This window comes from Luxibacter massiliensis (genome assembly GCF_900604355.1).
Classification (GTDB): domain Bacteria; phylum Bacillota; class Clostridia; order Lachnospirales; family Lachnospiraceae; genus Luxibacter; species Luxibacter massiliensis.
The window spans coordinates 3,105,878-3,124,025 of record NZ_UWOE01000001.1 but is presented as its reverse complement, the minus strand read 5'-3'; the positions used below and the strand labels follow the sequence as shown (position 1 = coordinate 3,124,025).

The window sequence follows — 18,148 nt, the reverse complement described above, 5'->3', positions numbered from 1 at the left end:
CAGGAAATTAGAAATGAACCTTCGTTCTAATATTGTTGTTCAAATAGGAATCATTGTGAAAGACATTAATAAATCAGCAAAGCAGCTGGCAGATTTTTTGGGGGTTGAGGTACCGCCTATTTTCGAATCCAACCCAGAAAACCAAAAATATCATGGAAAACCTTCTAGCGGAAAGGTAAAACAGGTGTTGTTTAACCTGCATAATACACAGATTGAGATGTTGGAACCCATAGGAGAGGGAGATACTGCATGGCATGAAAGCTTAGAAAAATACGGTGAAGGCCCCCATCATATCGCGTTCCGCTGCGAGGATGTGGATGAAGAGATTAAACGCTGTGAAGGGTTGGGCATGATAACGAGCCAGACAGGGGAATCTCCCCGTGCCAAATATGTGTATATGGATGATATGGAACATAGTAAGATGTTCTATGAAATCCTCCAGTTTAAGACAGATGACAACCCCATGGAAAAGCTTTTCCATATGAAGGAAGTCAAAGATTGATAAAAAACCTATAATCCTCTGGTAATCTTTTACCTCCGGGTGCCCCGTGTTGGCGCCCGGAGGTTTTTATTTAAAGGCATATTTATTTCCGAGGGCAGCAAGCCAAGGGGACATGTTTACATGTCCATTTGGCGGCTGCCGCCAGGGTCTAATACCCCCATGCCTGCATCGCTGCTAGTTTGATGCCCCGTATGCTTGCGGCGGGGTTTTTGACTGGGGGTATACATTGTGGGGTGTTCTTTGGGCGTAATATTTTAAACGGTTATAGATTGGTTATTTTTATATGCTAAAGTGTGTTTAATGAGTTATTGCTTGTAGCGGGCGGTTTTACCCAGATAGGGCATGAATTAATAAATATGTTCCGAAAGCAGGGGGACTTATGCCAGCAGAAACAAGTAGCTTTTAATATTACAGGAGGGAAGATACACAATGGAAGATTTGATTCTGGAAACAAAAAATTTGACAAAATACTATGGCAGGCATCAGGCTATCTGCAATCTTTCTCTGCAGGTCAAAAGAAACAGTATATACGGACTGCTGGGGCCCAACGGGGCGGGAAAGTCCACTACGTTAAAATTGATTGTAGGCTTGCTGCGGCCGACTGGCGGTTCAATCCTATTTAATAGAAAACCCTGGAAAAGAGCCTTTCTCTCTGAGATTAGCTCTCTGATTGAATCACCGGCTCTATACGGGAACCTGACTGCCAGGGAAAATCTTATGGTCCATACAAAACTTCTTAGAATCCCAGAAACACGTATTGATGAAGTATTGGGCATTGTCGATCTGAAAGATACAGGCAAGAAGAGAGTGTCCCAATTTTCGCTTGGCATGAAACAGAGACTTGGCATTGCGTCCGCGCTCCTAAATAATCCCAAATTGCTGATTTTGGACGAACCTACAAACGGACTCGACCCATTTGGGATTCAAGAACTGAGGGAACTTATTTCATCCTTCCCGTCCCAGGGAATTACGGTTATCTTATCCAGCCATATATTATCTGAAGTTGCGCAGGTAGTCGATGAGATAGGTATTATCAGTAATGGAAAGTTATTATTCCAGGGAGTTCCCGATTCCCGGGATGAAAGCCTTGGGTATGAGAATCTGGAACAATTTTTTACAGAGGTAGTCTTGAAGGGAGGAAGAGGATAATGGGACAGATTGGAGCTGAACTGCTGAAATATAAGAGGACATTTACAGCAAAATTGATTATTTTTATTCCGGCCTTTTTCGCGGTCTATGCCATTGCAACGGGCATGATTATAAACAGTAATCCTACAGCAGCGGCCAGCGGATATACGGGAACAAGCTGGCTGTCCTTCCTAGCTATGATATATAATTGGTGGCCCGTGCTCTTCCTGCCCCTGGGCATGGGGATATTTGCCGGCCTGGCAGACTCACAGGAGAGAAAAGCGGGCAGATACCGGGCGTTGTGTTCACACAATATTTCCCCCTTTAAAATCTGGGTCAATAAAGTTGCAGGAATGGCTGTTATTTCCTTCTTGTCTACAGTAATATTGATTATCATCGTAATAGCTACTGGCCTTTTTGCGGCAGAAGGAACCATGCCCCTGGGAAAGATTTTGGCGGCAGGCCTGTTATGCTGGTTTACGTCACTGGCCCTGATACCATTTCAGCTGTGGACTGCAGCGGCGGGGGGGATCCTGATAAGTATAGGCGTGGGATTTCTGGGGTCCACTATAGGGGTTCTATTAGCGCCCACAGATTTTTGGTTTTTATGTCCCTGGAGCCATGCTGCCAGGCTTATGTGCCCTGTAGTCGGGGTACATCCAAACGGCGTGCTTCTTGATTCTGGAAGCGCTCTGTTAAATACAGGGGTTATCCCTTTGGGGATAGCGGCTTCGGCTTTATTTTTGGCTGTGCTGACCACCGCAACTGGAATATGGTTTGGCAGGAGGGAACTATGATAAGGGTAGTACTATCTGAATGGCTGAAAACAAAACGTACAATTATCCGCTGGCTCATCTTTTTCCTGCCCCTTTGTTTTTCCGCATGTATGGCTGCCTATTGTGCTTACCGGGCGGATCTATCAGTGGAATTCATATATGAGGCGTTCTATATGGTCTGGGCAGCTCTCATGATGCCCGTGGGGATTGGCGTTATAACAGGGTACTATATTTATGAGGAGGAGGCTGCCGGAAATTTTAATAATCTGTTAAATATAGTAGTGCCGAAGGGGAAGCTGTATTTAGGAAAATTCTTCCTATCCGTAATATCCTTGACAATCTGCACAATTCTAACTACACTGATGATTTGTATAGGGTTAAAATTGGTTCGGAGTGGCAATATAGGCGCAGTTTTATTTTTAGCTGCTTCCTTGCTGGCAGTGTGCGGCTCCCTCCCTATACTGGCCATCCATGTATGGGTCAGTTTTACATGGGGTATGGGGGCCTCTGCCGGCCTGGGCATAGCCGGGATTCTGATGGCAGTCCTGATGGGGACAACATCCCTCGGGGATAAACTGTGGTATGTTCTGCCGTGGACATATCCTGTGAAGATGGCAATGTTCCCTATGTCCTTATCCCTGATGTCTGAGGCGGCTTCTGGTGTTATCAGACAATTTGTGCTGGCTGTTGTTTTGAGCATTGTTTTTAGTATTATTTTTTTGGCAGGGGGACTGGCCTGGTTCCATAACTGGGAGGGGCCAAAATCCAGGGAATAGGTTTTCATAAGGGGGCGCTGGCGCTATGAGTAAAATTCTAATTATCGACGATGAGGTGGATCTGGTTTCTCTGCTGGAGAAAAAATTAAAGAAAAACGGACATGAAGTATTGGCGGCATATGACGGCCAGAGAGGGATTGAGCTGGCAGCCGAAATGCCGGATTTAATTATTCTTGATATTATGATGCCAAAAGCAGATGGGTTTGAAGTATGCAGGGCCATACGCGAAAAGGTCTTTTGCCCTATTTTATTTTTAAGTGCCAGGCAGTCGGAGATGGATATAATTAAAGGATTTACACTTGGCGGAGATGACTATATTACAAAACCCTTTGGGGTCCGGGAACTGATGGCGAGGATTGAAGCTAACCTGCGGCGGGAAAAGCGATCCGCCTATATGGAGGGGGAAAATAAAAGGACCAGGCTGTCCTTTGGGCATTTGGCCCTGGATATGCAGGGGCGTACTGTGAAGATTCAGGGGACGGACATCCCCTTGACAAAAACAGAGTATGATATTGTGGAGTTTCTCGCCCTTCATGCAGGGCAAGTGTTTACCAAAGAGCAGATTTATGAAAGTGTATGGGGATATGACAGCACAGGCGACAATACTACCGTTGTGGAGAGAGTCAAGAAAATCAGGGCAAAATTTTCTGCCGCAGCGCCCCCAAAAGAGCAGTATATTTGTACAGTGTGGGGAATTGGATATAAATGGAATAAGATATGAAAGGTGACAGGATACCATGAAAATGAAAAATCGTACTTTAGGTTCACAGTTCCGTATGACCTTGGTCTATATTGTTATATCCACGGCCGCCGCTTCCCTTATCACCTACATAATATTGGCAATTGCATTTAACTATGGCCTCAGCGACGGCAGCATAAATCCGTCAAATTATTATGAAGGAAGGATTCCCCAGATCCAGCAGTATGCGAAGGAGATGGGGACAGATATATTGTCTCCCTTTTGTAAAGACACTTTAGGGGGACTGACCCGGGGGGATGACTTTTTCTATCAGGTTGTAGATAATAAAGCAGAAATTATATATGGTTCGTTTGAGGGGCAGTTATTTTCATCGGAAGAGGATATGTTTAAGAAATTAAATACAACATTCAGTGCAGAAGGTTATTTTATACGTGTGATAGGCATCATTGATCATACTGGTAAAATACAAGGGGCGGTCTCTGTGCTTTATTCACTGAGTTTATCTGATGTAAACAATCATAACCTCTGGATACGGGGCACATTATTTATCTTTGTATGTTCTCCTATACTTTATTTGGTATTATTCTCAATCTTATTTTCCAAGAAATTTGCAAAGGGCATATCAAAACCCTTGCGCATATTGACAGAGGGTGCTAAGCAGATAAAGAATAAAAATTTGGATTTCTCTATTGATTATCAGGCAAATAATGAATTGGGGGAGCTGTGCGCGGCCTTTATGGCTATGCAGAAAGAGTTGAAAAAATCCCTGTCCGCACAGTGGAAGATGGAACAGGAGCATGTAGAAACAGTGGGAGCGCTTGCACATGACATGAAGTCCCCGCTGTCTGTCATAAAGGCATATGCAGAAACAATTGCTGATGACACTGACCTTACAGAGGAGCAAGAGCAGTATGTTTCGGTTATAGAAGAGAATATAGGGAAAATTATTAATTTGGTCCAACAGATGCAGTATACTTCAGATCTGTCTTCTCTTAGCGTGGAAATAATAAAAATGCCTGTTAATCTAGTTGATTTTCTGGAGAGGAAGAAGGAAGGCTATATATTACAGGCAAAGGAGAAAAAAATAAGCGTTGCCCTTAAAATATTAAATGGGATACCCGATGTGATGCATATAGACATAAATAAGGTGGAAAGGATACTGGACAATATTGTGACAAACAGTATAGAATATACTCCTGACGGCGGTCAGATAGAGATATCCGTGCAATGTGATGATACATACATGTTTTATTCTGTCTCTGACACCGGACAGGGGTTTGGGCCAAAGGATATGGAAAAAGCTTTCCAGAGATTTTACCGCGGGGATGAAGCCCGTCCCAGTAAAGGCGGACATTCTGGCCTGGGCCTGTATATCGTAAAACAATTGTCAGAATTACTGGGGGGATCCGTTGAAATTGGTAATATAAAATCTGGCGGCGCCTATGTCAGGTTTTGGCATGAATATGCCCTGCTGGACGAGATAACAGTCCAGGCATACCCACCGGACACTTCTTACCGGATAACATAGTAAAAGACTTCAAGTATACCGCACAATGCCATCACTAAAATGGGATTCATCTTTACCTTGCGCAGCAGTATGAGTGAAAGGATAAAATACAGCACCATCCTGACAGAAATGTCCTGGCGTGCAAATGATACCACCCCATTTATAAAAAAGGAGGACAGAATCACTGTAAGTCCTGCTTTGGCTATCATTGCAACCACAGCAGGGCGAAGGGATGCAAGAGTTCCCTTAAGCAGCGGGAGGCTGCGGTATTTACTATAAACAGATGCAAGCAAGGTAACAAAGATGCAGGATGGCAGAATACATCCTATAGTGGCTATTATCGCCCCTGGTACGCCGGCAATTTGTGTACCTACAAAAGTGGCGGCATTTACGGCTATGGGGCCGGGGGTCATCTCAGCAATTGCTACCAGATCAGTAAACGCATTTAAGGAAAGCCAGTGGTGCAGGGTGACAACCTGTTCCTGTATCAAAGGCATGGCGGCATATCCGCCGCCGAAGCTGAAACAGCCAATCTGCAGGAAGCTGAGAAACAATTTTACATAGATCATGCTTTTCCTTTCCTCCCCTCGATAAAAGTTCTTATGAGGCCGAACAAGGCCGTCAGGGCAATAATAAGTACGATATTTACGTGTAAAAAGTAGCTGGTTAAGAAGCAGATCAGCATAATAGCAATATGGACCCAGTCCTTAGATCTTACAACAGCACAGCTCATATCATAGGCTGCAGAGGCAATGACGGCGCCCACACCGGCGGTCATCCCCCCGAGTAAAGCTGCAATATAGGGGTTGCCCTGAAAAGCCTCATAGAACATAGACACAAGAGAGAGGATAACCATAGGCGGGATGACTGCCCCTGCCACAGATACAAGTACTCCCGGGAGGCCGCAGAGCTTATAGCCTACGACAATGGCACCGTTTACGGCAATGGCCCCCGGAGAAGACTGGGCAATTGCCACCAGGTCTAACATTTCTTCCTCATCAATCCAGTGGTAATAATCTACAAACTTATTTTTCAGTAAGGTAATGATGACATAGCCGCCCCCAAATGTAAATGTGCTTAAATATAAGGTGGCGCTAAAAAGGGTCAATAAAATATTTTTCTTTTCTGGTTTTTTTCTAGTTTTTGTTGTTTCTTCCATTAATAATAGCCCTCCTGTCAATAACAGTATATCTTGTGTTGATACATAAGGAAAGTAGTATTATTATATAGACATAGATAATGGAAACAAAAGACGAGAATTGTAAAAGGCATTGATGGCAGTGGACATTCGTTCACAGAGGAGGAACAAGGGTAATGAAAATATTAAGTATAACAGCACAAAAACCAGACAGCACCGGAAGCGGTGTATATTTAAGTGAGCTTGTAAAAGGATTTGCCGTCCAGGGGCATGGACAGGCGGTCGTTGCCGGAGTTTATGAAGATGATGATATTGCTTTCCCAGGGGATGTGGCATTCTACCCCGTATTTTTTAACACACAGTCCCTCCCTTTCCCTATTGCAGGGATGTCAGATGAGATGCCTTATGAGAGTACAGTTTACGCGCAGATGACGGAGGAGATGATTGTGCAGTTCAAGACTGCCTTTGGGAAGCGGATAAAAGAGGCAGTCCGAGAGTTTTCACCGGATCTTATTTTGTGCCATCATTTATACTTGGTGACGGCTCTGACAAGGGAACTATTTCCAGGCCACAAAGTATATGGCTTTTGTCATAATACAGATCTGCGGCAGATGAAAAAGAATCCCATGGAGCGTGAATATATACGGAAGCAGGTACAGCGGCTGGATGGGATTTTTGCCCTGCATAAAAAGCAGAAGGAAGAAATTATAAGCACCTACTGGCAGGAGGGGGACATATCCGGCAGAGCAGAGGAGGGAATCATTCAGATTATCGGCACAGGCTATAACAGCAATATATTTTTTCCTAGGGACAAGCAGGAGAAGGCCGGGATCCAGGATACGCGCTTAAAGCTGGTGTTTGCGGGGAAGCTGTCGGAGAAAAAGGGGGTCATGAGCCTTATAAGGAGCCTTTCTTATCTGGGGGCCGAGAAGGATAGAGTCATACTGCGCCTTGCAGGGGGATATGGGAATAAAGGGGAGTATGAGGAGATTAAAAGGCTTGCCCAGGCAAGCCCATACCCGGTAGAGTTTTTGGGGAAACTTTCTCAGGATAAACTTGCAGAGGTTTATGGCATGAGCGATATATTTATCCTTCCGTCTTTTTTTGAAGGACTGCCCCTCACTGTAATAGAGGCGCTGGCCTGTGGGGCCAGGGTAGTAGTCACAGACCTGCCGGGAGTGCGGGAGTGGATCGAGGAAAATACAGAAAATGCCCCGGTTGTTTATGTTGATTTACCGCCTATGAAAAATACCGATGAACCCTATGAGGATGGATTGGATGCGTTCGAGCAGCGGCTTGCCCGCGGCGTCCGGGCATGTGCCGATAGGGAGGATACCGGGCGGCCTGGCCTGGAAAGGATCTCCTGGGAGAATATATGTAAAAAGATAATAGAGTGTGTATGACTGCCGGCAAGCGGCATAGATTGACAAGTGCGGCCTGGAAAGCGCTTTAAAGTATGGGGACAGAAAAAAGTATCCTTTCCTGTCCAGGCGGCAAGTGCTGGATCAGGAAAAGATACTTTTCAGGGACCAACAAGTAAGACATATTCGTTGGGCCGGATAGATTGCAGGTTTTATTTCTGGGGATAGAAACCAGAGGGGGCTTCATTCATATTAATCATAATATTTTTTGTCTGGCTGTAAGCATCCAGGATGGACTTATCATTCTCACGTCCAATACCGGATTGTTTGTAACCTCCAAAAGGCGCCCCTTCCGGAATCTGGTTGTAAGTGTTCACCCATACGCGCCCCGTCTCGATGCTTCGAGATACCCTGAGCGCACGGTTTAAGTTCTGTGTCCATACAGCGCCGCCCAGTCCATATTTGGAGTCATTAGCCATGGCGATTACTTCATCTTCTGTCTTAAATTTGATAATAACTGCCACAGGCCCGAAGATTTCCTCCTGTGCAACCTGCATGTTGTTTGTTACATTGGTAAGCAGCGTGGGTTGGACAAAGCACCCTTTTTCACATCCGTTTTCTGTGTAATAGCCGCCGCCACATGCAACAACTGCCCCTTCTTCTTTGGCGGATTCGATGCAGGCAATAATTTTAGATGCCTGGCCTTTGCTGACTTGAGATCCCATCTGTGTATCTGGATCCAATGGATCGCCCACTTTAATTTTCTGGAAAGAGTCCACTAACTCTGCCACAAAGCTGTCGTATATTTCTTCCTGCACAAAAACTCTGGAACCTGCGCAGCATACCTGTCCCTGATTAAATAAAATGCCCAGCTGCACACCATCCAATGCCATTTCCCTGTTACAGTCATTGAAAATAATATTGGCGCTCTTGCCGCCCAGCTCCAGGGTGGCTGGTATCAGCCTTTGAGCGGCAGCCACCGCAATATTTCTTCCTACCTCTGTGGATCCTGTGAATGCCAGCTTACATAAATCCGGGTGCTCCAGAAGATATTGGCCGGATTTATTCCCAGAGCCTGTAACCAGGTTCAGTACGCCTGCAGGCAGCAGATCCTGGATCAGTTCTGTGAATATCAACATACTTAAAGATGTCATGGAGGAAGGCTTAAATACAATACAGTCCCCCGCTGCCAGGGCCGGAGCCAATTTCCAAGCTGCCATTAGAAATGGGAAGTTCCATGGGACAATCTGTCCTACCACGCCAATAGGTTCCCTGAGAACCAGGCTCATCATATTGCCGCTTAATACAGATGCAGAGCCTTCGTCTGTACGGATCAGGCTTGCGTAGTAGCGGAAGTGACGTACGGAGTAGGGAATATCGATGGTGAGTGTCTCGCGGATTGGCTTACCGTTATCCATTGTCTCAACCTGAGCCAGCCATTCTTTATTTTCCTCGATGCGGTCTGCAATTTTATCTAAAATATCAGCCTTCGCGCTGTTCTCCACAGTTTTCCATTCTGGGAAGGCTGCCCAGGCAGCTTTGACCGCCCCATCCACATCATCTTTAGTTGCCTCTGCACACTGTGCAAGGGATTCCCCGTTAGCGGGATTGACACTTGTATATAAGGCGCCGTCAGATGCCGGTACCCACTTTCCTCCTATAAAAAGCTGGTAAGTTTCCTTTAATTTGTTCTTTGCCTGAAGATCCATAATAACTACCTCCTGATTAAATTTAAATGCCCTTTACTTTTGTTTATGTTTTCATTATAATCAAAATTGATACCAATAAAATATCCAAAATGGATAAAAATAAAGGAACCAGAAAAATGCTGATTTATGATTTTGACAAGAGAAATAAAGCTTCTAAATATGAATATTTATATCAGTGCCTGCGGGCCGATATTTTAAGCGGAAAGCTGGAGGAGGGCGCAAAAATGCCGTCTAAACGCGAAATGGCGGAGGCCAACAGGATTAGTGTGAGGACGGTAATGAATGCCTATGACCAGCTTATGATGGAAGGGTACCTGGTATCCAGGGAGAGAAGCGGTTACTATGTGGTATCTGATTTTACGCATAATATTAGATATCAGAACATACCAGTCCATCTTCCTGCGCCGGAAACAGAGGAGGATTGGAGGGCAGATTTTACAGCCAACACGATTGTATATGAAAAGTTTCCCTTCTCTACCTGGACAAAGGTGATGCGCCAGGTACTGGCTGATTATCATGTGGAATTAATGAGAAGAGGAGATTTTTTGGGGAGCCAGGAGCTTAGGGCAGAGATTGCTAAGTATTTATATCATAACCGTGGGATGGTTGTGTCACCAGACTGCATTGTCATAGGTACTGGGATAGAATATTTGTATTCCAGGCTGATCAGGCTGCTGCCTGTCTCTTCGGTATATGCAGTGGAGAATCCGGGGTACCGTAAGATTCCACATATTTATGAGGAACTGGGGGTACAGTGGACATGGACGGATATGGACAGGGACGGTATACGCATGAGCAGCCTGCAGGGCAGCGGCGCAACGGTGGTCCATACCTCCCCGGAGCACCATTACCCGCTGGGAACTGTCATGTCTGCCAGAAGACGCCAGGAGCTTTTAAAATGGCTGGAAGATTCGCCGGAACGTTTTATCATCGAGGACGATTACGACTGGGAATTCCGCTACAGGGGCAGGCCTATTTCTGCACTGTACGGCATGGATCACAGCCGCCGAGTTATCTACATGAACACATTCAGCAAGACATTGAGTCCTGCCATTCGGATCAGTTACATGGTCCTGCCCGAAAAGTTGCTGCACGCATATGTCAGCTCGGCCAACTTCTTTTCTAATACGTCCTCAAATCTGGAGCAGTTTACATTGGCACGTTTTATAGGAGATGGATATTTTGACCGGCATTTAAACCGAATGAGGAAATACTATCACAGCCAGGGTGAAAAGTTATTCTCCGCGATAAAAAAGACGGGGACGCTTCCGACAGAGGAAATATCCGGCATAGAAAGTGGGACCCATCTTCTTGTAAAGATTTGTACTAAGATTTCCGATGAGGAGATTAAGATGAAAGCCAGGCAGAGAGGAATTAACCTTTGCTGCCTCTCTGAGTTCTGCATAGGGGATGCAGCCAAATATCAGAGTATATTAGTGTTGAATTATTCTAATATGGATGAGAGCGCTATGCAGGAAATTATTACTGTACTGGGGGAAATCTTCCAATAAGATATCCCCCATATATAATTATTCCCGCTGCTGTCCCTCCCTGAGTATCTCGTCCAGTAAATGCATGGGGACGGCCTGTGAGGCTTTTTTATTTTCAGCAGCCGCTTCCTTTAGCTCAGACCGGAGAATCGGAATCTCCTTTGGTGCATCGATAGCCAGTTTTACCCAGTCTGTGCCAGTTCCCACGACGGTCAGTGTAATATTATCATTTATGGTTAGGGATTGCCCCTTTTTTCGCTGCAGAATGAGCATTTACTATTCCTCCTTACTGTTGCTGGCCCCATGACCCAGAGTGTGCCTGAATGTGTATTCGGACTGCTCAAGGATGATCTGGCGGGCCCGCCTGTTCAGTGCGTTGACCGCCAGCGGAGCTTTCAAATTTACAGTAGAGTCCGATGCTGGTTCCCGGATAACGCTGATTACATAGTAGGAAATATCATCAGGAGATTCTGCTCCTAACTCTTTTAAATCCTTCTCAGAAATTAGCGGATTATAGTCAGGGAATATTTTGAAGGGATTCATAAGAATAAAAGAAAGATCCTCATCCTCCAGGCTTTGAAGTGATATCATAGAGTCATCGTCCTCGTGGAAGGAGATGGGGAGATACTTCGTAAAACCTTCAAAGCCAATTAGTCCGTGTTCTATAAAAATAATTTCCTTTTCATCAAATGTAACGGAACCAAAATATTTTGCGTTTATATTCAATATGTTATACCTCCTGTATAGGAAATGCTGTAAATAGTAATGAATGTATACTTATGGAACTACGAATGTTCAATAAGGCACGTCCAATAGAGACATTTAAATGAAAAAAGGGACTGCAGCAAAACGAACACGTCCATTTTGCAGCAGTCTCTGAGAGTTTTGGTTATGCCATAGTATCCAATGGCTCATAATCAGGATCTGCACTTGGCGGCACATAGATGGGCCCTCCGACATATTCAATTAAAATATCAGGATGCTGCGTAATTGTCATCTCAATATTTCCGGGAATAAATTCAAAGTTTCCGTTAGCTACCTTCAGATCAAAGTTTAACTTATCCATCTCATAATTAATCGTTAAGTCAGGCGCCTGGTAGTCGATTTCCATAGGAGCGGAGGGAGTAAACCCTAATTTAAATTCTCCTGTGGGAAGCTGTGCCCTCTGCTTAAAAATAGTTCCGAGAAGGTCATCGCCGATATCAGCTTTCAACAATAACTGCCCCTCCTGGGCCATCTGTGCTGTGGCGCTGTAAGCCGCGTCTTTGCCCCTCTGGGCAGCCTGCTCCACACTCCTGGCAGGTGTAGGTGATATTGTATTCCTGGCCTCAAAAGTGTCCAGGTTTAATTTCACCGGGCGGCTTTTAATACTGAGACCCCCTTCATTGCGGCGGATCTCAAGTTCAGCCTTAGAACTCTGGTACTCCAGACGGGCGCTGTTTACTTTTAATTCATATTGAATGGGTACCGTAGTAATCTTAATAAGCTGATCCATTAAAACATTCCCCCTTTATAACATATTTTAACTAGCTCATAAAATCAATAAACGACGGTGATAAAATATTTGTCCCGACTTTCAAAGCGGCGTTGTATGCATATTGTGCCCAGGAAAAATCAGTAATGGCGCCGGCCATATCCACATTCACTACGTTGTCATACTGTGTGGAGAGACTGATTTCATCCGTCTCAAGGCGCTCCTTTGTTGTGGTCAGGAACTGTGTCTTAGTACCGAGCATTGTAACCTGCTCCAGGACGGAACTCCTTCCGCTGTCAAAACCGTCCAAAAGTTCTTTATATTTATCACTGTCAAAATCAGGTTCTTCCAAGGTCTTAGCGATCTCGCCGGCCAGGAGGATCATATTCTTCGGATTCCCATTGGCGTCCTGCCCGAATCCCACCAGGTTAATACCCGGAAGGCTTGTATTAAAGGCGCTGGCAGCATCCACTTGATTGGTGGCGTCCACGGAAAGGCCAAAACCGAGATCCAGATACAGAGTCTCTTTGGACAATTCATCGAGCGCTGCCTGGTTTGCCGGATCGTTCACATCTAAACCTCTATATGTAAGTATTTGATTTCCGTTGGCATCTGTTTCTAAAGCAAAGGGCGGTTCCATTCCGTCGGCGCCTGCAAATATATATTTCCCTTCATAAGTAGCATTCAGGCTGAGCAGCATACTCTCCTGCGCCCCCCGCCATGCGTCTGCATATGTTTCACGGATGTCAAGAGAACCATTGGTGCCATTTAGGGCTTCCAGCCCATATTGCTTACTGAGTGTCTTGGCCAGCTCATTAATCTGCATGGCGGCATCTTCCTGAGAATCCTGGAAGGACTGTGCATCCTTTACTGTATTCAGGTAATCCTGATTCTTCATGTACTTCCTCTCCAGAGTTGCCGCACGCAGCGCATTTGCTGGATTCTCTGCGGCTGAACTGAACTGGCGTCCTGTCATGACTCTTGTCCTTGCCACATCCAGATTCGAGAGAGAAGCGCTGAGATTAGATTTATAATTTCTTAATATAGCATTTGTAGTAATTCTCATGTTAAACCTCCTGATTATCGGCCGACTACGCCAGTGTTATTGATCAGTGTATCAAGTGCTTCGTCCAGAGTAGTCATAAGTCTTGCGGCAGCCGTATAAGACTGGTTGTAATGCATCAAATTCATGCCCTCTTCATCAAGCTGCACTCCAGAAACAGAATCCCTGGAATTGGCTGTCTGGTTCAGGACTGAAATTTGGTTTTCCAACAGGGTGCTTGTAGACTTTGTATCTATAGCAAGGGTATTTTCAATATTATCAAAACATCCTCCAAAGGAACCATTGTAAAAGTTCACTCCATCAAATTCGAAGCTTTGATCTGCTGTCAATGCTGTAATCATTGCCAGAATGTTATCATTTGCAGTGGAAGGCTGGCTTGGATCCTTTGTATTCGTAAGGCCATAGGCCCCGTTCATCCAATCGTCTGCAATCTTAATATTGGAGGCCGTGAAGGTGGCGGACCCGTCCTTAGTTACAAAAAGAGGATTAGCGTCTGCAGTTGGCTGTCCGTTAGCGTCCACAGGATGGTTCAGCTCGTTAAAGACAGTGGCAAACTGATTTACAAATGCATCTAATACATTCTCATAATAACCTAACCCTTTAAAATCCGAGTTATCAAAACCGCCTTCTTTATTCAGAAAGTCCAGTGTGCCTTTCAGGGTTCCGTCAGTGACAGTATTGGTTATGTCGCCGTACTGTCCCTTGGCATCATTGATAGCCAGTGTCACAGGCTGGCCGGAAATATCGGTGTCAAAATTGCCGTAATTACCGTCGGAAACAAGAGAATACTTAGTACCGTTGGCATCCGTGAATGTGACGTCCAAAATTTCCACATACTGGCCGGATATAATTTCTTTATCTGTATATTTTACTGAAATTGGAATATAACTTCCCAATTGATCCAAAAGATCATTGCGCTGGTCCTGCAGCTCAAGGGCAGGATTACCAAGAATCTGACTGTTCTTAATACTTGTATTGAGGTTGGCAATATTCTCCAACAGCTGATTCACATCTTTGACGTCAGAATTCTTAAATCCATTTGTCGTATCATCCCGGATATCCTGAAGCTTCGTCGCGTTATCATGGAAAAGATTCAGAAGAATCTGCATGTTGGAACGTACCATAGAGTCAAATTCGTTGTTTCCAACCTGATTGCTAAGCGTGTTGAGGGCACTGGATATATTCTCCAGTGCAGCACGGATACCATCTGTTGTTGTCTCATCAAAAACAGGGGCCAGCTGTTCTAAACCTGCTGCGTGTGCATCTGTAGTTCCGAGTTTGCCAATCTGGGAGCGGTACTGCATATCCAGAAAGGGGTCACGGAGCTGTGACACACCAGTCATATCCACGCCATAACCTATTTGGATGTTATTATCAGAGTTATGGAAATTAGCCCCCTTGGTATTTAAGCTGGCAATATCAAGACGCTGCCTTGTGTAACCTGTAGTGTTAATATTAGCAATATTCTGGCCGGTAACGTCCAGCGCACGCTGGCTTGCAGCCATTGCCAGCTGTGCTGTGGTGAACCCGGCGAAAGTAGAACGTATCATATGGATCTCCCTCCTGAGTTATTAAACTGAACGGCTGGTAAAATGCTTACCATCGTCATCCTGCTTCCTCCCTGCCGGTGAATAAGTGCCTTTGGCACCTTCTTCAGCCGCCAGAGAAGCCTGTATCGTATGAAGATTTACTTCAATAATATCCTTGGCGCTGCCGCTGATAGAACGGAACGCCGCCACCTGTTCAGACAATCTGTCAAAAAGAGGACGCAGTGTCCTGGCAGTATCTTCTGGAACCTGCTCCAAAATCTGGCGGAATGTAAATGCTTCCATTCCCAGCGCTTTCTGCGCATTCTCACGTTTCTGTTCCAACCCCCGAAGCTTGAGGACGGCAGCCTGTTCCTTATTCATGCATTCTTCTACAAAAGTAATACGGTTCTTTATAGCTGCATCCAGTTTCTCCTGCTCCACAGGAATCAATTCATCAAAAAGCTGGATAAATTCCTCTATAATTTCAATAAAAGCTGAAAAATCATTCATACTTATGCATCCTCCCGAATTAAGAGAATCTTGGATGCAATTGCATGGGCGTCAATCTGATAAGTATGATTCTGGACTTGTGCCTTGAGGCTGTTCAGCCTTTCTTCAGAAACACTCTTTGAAGATATCTCGGAGGAGAGTTCCCGCGAAATTGCATCCGCAAATGTAGTCTCCTCAATCTGCCTTGGATTAGAACGAATAGTAATCGCATCGAAATTATGCTTGTCGCCGGACACACCATGGGAGGAAGTAGTTTCCCTTGTATGAACACGCAAATCACTGTAGTTTTTAATTATATTGTTTGTGGTTATTTTCATACCGGACTCCTTTTCATGTATAGCATTGATGTGTGCCAAAACTTTCTTTTTGTTTCTTATACTTTGATTATCGGCAGAAAAAGGGAAATCATAATATAAAATAATAAAATCTTGCCTTGTTTCTATTTTCCCAGATGGTTCATGAGCACTGAAGGGATGTTCTCACAGGAGGACTGGGCAGCAACGGCGCCGATATTGTAGGCAACCATAGGCATACCATAAACTACACAGGACTCTTTATCCTGGCCGATGGTAAAGGCCCCTTTCTGTCTCATTTTCAGCAGTCCGTCTGCGCCGTCACGGCCCATGCCAGTCATGATAATCCCTACTTTACGTATGGAAACATTCTTTGCTATTGAGGAGAATAAAACGTCTACGGAGGGGCAGTGGCCGCTTACCTTTTCTCCCGGATGGCAGGAAACAGCATACCCCCGGCCTGAGCGTATAACCTCCATCTGCATAGAGCCAGGCGCGATTAAAGCTAACCCTGGACGGATGGCATCCCCATTCTTGGCTTCCCTCACTTCCATATTACATATACGGTTCAGCCTTTGTGCATACATGGCAGTAAAACCTTCCGGCATATGCTGTGTTATTACGATTCCGGGAATGTCAGCAGGGAGTTTTTTCAGGACGGCGAGGGTAGCCTCAGTGCCTCCTGTGGAGGCGCCGATCCCTATAATTGTAGAGTCCAGCACTGTGCGTGAAAGGGGCGGGAAGGGCATTGCCCTGGATGCAGGGGAGGGCGAAGAGCCGGATGAGGGGGCTGAAGAACGGCATGAACGTACCTTCGCCATGGCAGCCACATTGACTTTAGTGGCCAGTGAAGCGAAGAAAGCCTCTTTTGAATTATGCACACTCATGTCCGGTTTATGTACAAAGTCCACGGCGCCGGCTGAGAGTGCGTCAAAAACATTCAGGTTCAGAGAAGATACAAGAATTACAGGTATGGGGTTTTTAGGCAGAAGCTGCTTTAAAAATTCGATCCCATTCATTCCAGGCATCTCCACATCCAGGGTCATGACATCAGGCTTTAAGCGGGGGATTTTCTGCTTCGCGTCATATGCATTTATAGCAAACCCAACCACTTCTATATTAGGGTGCGATGACAAGGACTGTATAATCATCTGCCGAAACAGAGATGAATCATCCACAACAAGCACTTTTATTTTTTTCTGATACATAACATCATCCTTCTTTCTCAATCTTATTCATGAAAGCAGTCAGTCTGCAGAAACGGTATTCCATGGTTCTCTGGCAGCTGCTGTGAGGTGCGAACCATACGATCAGGCCATGCCTGAATGAAAAGAAAAAGCTGCCCCCTGTCTTAAGAAGCAGCTTATATGTTACTCTTCTTTCCGATAAGTAGCGGGCTTGAGATATTTATAAGGGGTTGTTTCCTTGTTAAGGCCCTCGGAATGCCCAATCAGAAGATAACCACCTGGATTCGTCGCCTGATAGAAACGGTTTACTAAGGCATCTTTTGTAGGCTGATCAAAATAAATCATAACATTCCGGCAAAAGATAACATCAAACTTTAACCTGAATTGAATTGGGTTCATCAGGTTAAATGTACGAAAGATTACATTGGACTTAATCTCAGGTGATACGGTGTAATTACCATAGTTGTCTACCTGCCGGAAATATTTTGACTTCCAGCCAACTGGAAGCTCCCGCAGGGAAGATTCATCATAGACTGCCTGGGATGCAGCCTTGAGTGCGTTCTGTGAAATATCGGTGGCAAGGACCCGTGTGTCCCACATGCCCGCCTTGGAGCCTAGATACTCCTTTAAAATCATAGAAATTGTATAAGGTTCTTCCCCGGATGAACACCCGGCGCTCCAGATACTCAGCACCCGGTCCTTTTTCTTGTTTATAAGATAAGGGAGGATGGTATCCGTAAAAAACTGGAAGTGAGCCTCCTCGCGCATGAAATAAGTATAATTTGTGGTCAGCTTATTCAACATCAGCTCAAGGTCTTCCGGCTTCTTATTCTTGATCAGATAATCTACATATTCCTGGAAGGTGCCAAATCCCATAGATAGAATCGTATTGGAGAGCCGACCTGTTATTAATTGTTTCTTCTTTGATAAATCAATCCCATAATTTTGTTTTACAAATTTTACAAGGCGCTGAAAATCACTTTCATTAATACTTAACATAACCTG

Annotated in this window: 20 protein-coding genes; 8 read left to right on the top strand and 12 right to left on the bottom strand. The window is 45.0% G+C overall.

Annotated elements, in window-relative coordinates:
- Positions 1-13: 13 nt before the first annotated feature.
- The 6 genes from EFA47_RS14350 (at position 14) to EFA47_RS14325 (ending at position 5,410) form a co-directional block, all read left to right on the top strand.
- The gene (locus EFA47_RS14350; protein WP_122643907.1) at positions 14-502 is read left to right on the top strand and encodes a VOC family protein; all 489 of its coding nucleotides are present in this window, start codon (positions 14-16) and stop codon (positions 500-502) included.
- Between the two features lie 429 nt (positions 503-931).
- A complete protein-coding gene (locus tag EFA47_RS14345; RefSeq protein WP_122643906.1) occupies positions 932-1,651 on the top strand; it encodes a lantibiotic protection ABC transporter ATP-binding protein in 720 nt (239 codons plus the stop codon).
- Positions 1,651-2,427, top strand: coding sequence for a lantibiotic immunity ABC transporter MutE/EpiE family permease subunit (locus EFA47_RS14340; RefSeq protein WP_122643905.1), 777 nt, complete (start codon positions 1,651-1,653; stop codon positions 2,425-2,427). The genes EFA47_RS14345 and EFA47_RS14340 overlap by 1 nt, the downstream gene beginning before the upstream one ends.
- Positions 2,424-3,182, top strand: a complete 759-nt coding sequence (locus EFA47_RS14335) for a lantibiotic immunity ABC transporter MutG family permease subunit (RefSeq protein ID WP_164690014.1) — start codon at positions 2,424-2,426, stop codon at positions 3,180-3,182. Before EFA47_RS14340 ends, EFA47_RS14335 begins: the two co-directional genes overlap by 4 nt.
- 25 nt (positions 3,183-3,207) lie before the next feature.
- Complete coding sequence (locus EFA47_RS14330) at positions 3,208-3,903, top strand: response regulator transcription factor (RefSeq protein WP_122643903.1); 696 nt, start codon at positions 3,208-3,210, stop codon at positions 3,901-3,903.
- 16 nt (positions 3,904-3,919) lie between these two features.
- Positions 3,920-5,410 (top strand): HAMP domain-containing sensor histidine kinase, encoded by a 1,491-nt coding sequence (locus EFA47_RS14325; RefSeq protein ID WP_122643902.1) that lies wholly within the window; start codon positions 3,920-3,922, stop codon positions 5,408-5,410.
- Here EFA47_RS14325 and EFA47_RS14320 read toward each other — a convergent pair.
- Together EFA47_RS14320 and EFA47_RS14315 are read right to left on the bottom strand one after the other, a co-directional pair.
- Positions 5,395-5,958: a chromate transporter gene (locus EFA47_RS14320; protein WP_122643901.1), complete on the bottom strand. Its 564-nt coding sequence runs from the start codon at positions 5,956-5,958 to the stop codon at positions 5,395-5,397. The two genes, EFA47_RS14325 and EFA47_RS14320, sit on opposite strands and share 16 nt — an antisense overlap.
- Positions 5,955-6,548, bottom strand: a complete 594-nt coding sequence (locus EFA47_RS14315; RefSeq protein ID WP_122643900.1) for a chromate transporter — start codon at positions 6,546-6,548, stop codon at positions 5,955-5,957. The genes EFA47_RS14320 and EFA47_RS14315 overlap by 4 nt, the downstream gene beginning before the upstream one ends.
- 155 nt (positions 6,549-6,703) lie before the next feature.
- Between EFA47_RS14315 and EFA47_RS14310 the strand changes: the two genes are divergently transcribed.
- The gene (locus EFA47_RS14310) at positions 6,704-7,930 is read left to right on the top strand and encodes a glycosyltransferase family 4 protein (RefSeq protein WP_122643899.1); all 1,227 of its coding nucleotides are present in this window, start codon (positions 6,704-6,706) and stop codon (positions 7,928-7,930) included.
- A gap of 170 nt (positions 7,931-8,100) precedes the next feature.
- Here EFA47_RS14310 and EFA47_RS14305 read toward each other — a convergent pair whose 3' ends face one another.
- Positions 8,101-9,597, bottom strand: coding sequence for an aldehyde dehydrogenase family protein (locus EFA47_RS14305; RefSeq protein ID WP_122643898.1), 1,497 nt, complete (start codon positions 9,595-9,597; stop codon positions 8,101-8,103).
- Positions 9,598-9,713: 116 nt separating this feature from the next.
- Between EFA47_RS14305 and pdxR the strand changes: the two genes are divergently transcribed.
- Positions 9,714-11,108, top strand: a complete 1,395-nt coding sequence (gene pdxR / locus EFA47_RS14300) for a MocR-like pyridoxine biosynthesis transcription factor PdxR (RefSeq protein ID WP_122644561.1) — start codon at positions 9,714-9,716, stop codon at positions 11,106-11,108.
- Between the two features lie 18 nt (positions 11,109-11,126).
- Here the strand turns inward: pdxR and EFA47_RS14295 are convergent, their stop codons facing one another.
- The 9 genes from EFA47_RS14295 to EFA47_RS14255 form a co-directional block, all read right to left on the bottom strand.
- On the bottom strand, positions 11,127-11,360 hold the full coding sequence (locus EFA47_RS14295) for a carbon storage regulator (RefSeq protein WP_122643897.1): 234 nt from the start codon (positions 11,358-11,360) through the stop codon (positions 11,127-11,129).
- Between the two features lie 3 nt (positions 11,361-11,363).
- Positions 11,364-11,813 (bottom strand): flagellar assembly protein FliW, encoded by a 450-nt coding sequence (fliW, locus tag EFA47_RS14290; protein WP_122643896.1) that lies wholly within the window; start codon positions 11,811-11,813, stop codon positions 11,364-11,366.
- 163 nt (positions 11,814-11,976) lie between these two features.
- Positions 11,977-12,582, bottom strand: coding sequence for a DUF6470 family protein (locus EFA47_RS14285; RefSeq protein WP_122643895.1), 606 nt, complete (start codon positions 12,580-12,582; stop codon positions 11,977-11,979).
- Between the two features lie 31 nt (positions 12,583-12,613).
- A complete protein-coding gene (locus tag EFA47_RS14280) occupies positions 12,614-13,627 on the bottom strand; it encodes a flagellin N-terminal helical domain-containing protein (protein WP_122643894.1) in 1,014 nt (337 codons plus the stop codon).
- 14 nt (positions 13,628-13,641) lie between these two features.
- On the bottom strand, positions 13,642-15,174 hold the full coding sequence (gene flgK, locus EFA47_RS14275) for a flagellar hook-associated protein FlgK (protein ID WP_122643893.1): 1,533 nt from the start codon (positions 15,172-15,174) through the stop codon (positions 13,642-13,644).
- A 21-nt stretch (positions 15,175-15,195) separates the two neighbouring features.
- Positions 15,196-15,663: a flagellar protein FlgN gene (locus EFA47_RS14270; RefSeq protein WP_122643892.1), complete on the bottom strand. Its 468-nt coding sequence runs from the start codon at positions 15,661-15,663 to the stop codon at positions 15,196-15,198.
- Between the two features lie 2 nt (positions 15,664-15,665).
- Positions 15,666-15,980: a flagellar biosynthesis anti-sigma factor FlgM gene (locus tag EFA47_RS14265; RefSeq protein ID WP_122643891.1), complete on the bottom strand. Its 315-nt coding sequence runs from the start codon at positions 15,978-15,980 to the stop codon at positions 15,666-15,668.
- Between the two features lie 122 nt (positions 15,981-16,102).
- The gene (locus EFA47_RS14260) at positions 16,103-17,164 is read right to left on the bottom strand and encodes a protein-glutamate methylesterase/protein-glutamine glutaminase (protein WP_122643890.1); all 1,062 of its coding nucleotides are present in this window, start codon (positions 17,162-17,164) and stop codon (positions 16,103-16,105) included.
- Between the two features lie 162 nt (positions 17,165-17,326).
- Complete coding sequence (locus tag EFA47_RS14255; protein WP_122643889.1) at positions 17,327-18,142, bottom strand: CheR family methyltransferase; 816 nt, start codon at positions 18,140-18,142, stop codon at positions 17,327-17,329.
- Between the last annotated feature and the right edge of the window lie 6 nt (positions 18,143-18,148).

Coding starts and splice junctions, on each gene's coding strand:
- EFA47_RS14265 (WP_122643891.1), bottom strand. CDS start 15,980: ATGAAAATAACCACAAACAATATAATTAAAAACTACAGTGATTTGCGT.
- EFA47_RS14315 (WP_122643900.1), bottom strand. CDS start 6,548: ATGGAAGAAACAACAAAAACTAGAAAAAAACCAGAAAAGAAAAATATT.
- EFA47_RS14285 (WP_122643895.1), bottom strand. CDS start 12,582: ATGGATCAGCTTATTAAGATTACTACGGTACCCATTCAATATGAATTA.
- EFA47_RS14310 (WP_122643899.1), top strand. CDS start 6,704: ATGAAAATATTAAGTATAACAGCACAAAAACCAGACAGCACCGGAAGC.
- EFA47_RS14340 (WP_122643905.1), top strand. CDS start 1,651: ATGGGACAGATTGGAGCTGAACTGCTGAAATATAAGAGGACATTTACA.
- EFA47_RS14270 (WP_122643892.1), bottom strand. CDS start 15,663: ATGAATGATTTTTCAGCTTTTATTGAAATTATAGAGGAATTTATCCAG.
- EFA47_RS14305 (WP_122643898.1), bottom strand. CDS start 9,597: ATGGATCTTCAGGCAAAGAACAAATTAAAGGAAACTTACCAGCTTTTT.
- EFA47_RS14320 (WP_122643901.1), bottom strand. CDS start 5,958: ATGATCTATGTAAAATTGTTTCTCAGCTTCCTGCAGATTGGCTGTTTC.
- EFA47_RS14345 (WP_122643906.1), top strand. CDS start 932: ATGGAAGATTTGATTCTGGAAACAAAAAATTTGACAAAATACTATGGC.
- EFA47_RS14255 (WP_122643889.1), bottom strand. CDS start 18,142: ATGTTAAGTATTAATGAAAGTGATTTTCAGCGCCTTGTAAAATTTGTA.
- EFA47_RS14325 (WP_122643902.1), top strand. CDS start 3,920: ATGAAAATGAAAAATCGTACTTTAGGTTCACAGTTCCGTATGACCTTG.
- pdxR (WP_122644561.1), top strand. CDS start 9,714: ATGCTGATTTATGATTTTGACAAGAGAAATAAAGCTTCTAAATATGAA.
- EFA47_RS14350 (WP_122643907.1), top strand. CDS start 14: ATGAACCTTCGTTCTAATATTGTTGTTCAAATAGGAATCATTGTGAAA.
- EFA47_RS14280 (WP_122643894.1), bottom strand. CDS start 13,627: ATGAGAATTACTACAAATGCTATATTAAGAAATTATAAATCTAATCTC.
- EFA47_RS14295 (WP_122643897.1), bottom strand. CDS start 11,360: ATGCTCATTCTGCAGCGAAAAAAGGGGCAATCCCTAACCATAAATGAT.
- EFA47_RS14260 (WP_122643890.1), bottom strand. CDS start 17,164: ATGTATCAGAAAAAAATAAAAGTGCTTGTTGTGGATGATTCATCTCTG.
- flgK (WP_122643893.1), bottom strand. CDS start 15,174: ATGATACGTTCTACTTTCGCCGGGTTCACCACAGCACAGCTGGCAATG.
- EFA47_RS14330 (WP_122643903.1), top strand. CDS start 3,208: ATGAGTAAAATTCTAATTATCGACGATGAGGTGGATCTGGTTTCTCTG.
- EFA47_RS14335 (WP_164690014.1), top strand. CDS start 2,424: ATGATAAGGGTAGTACTATCTGAATGGCTGAAAACAAAACGTACAATT.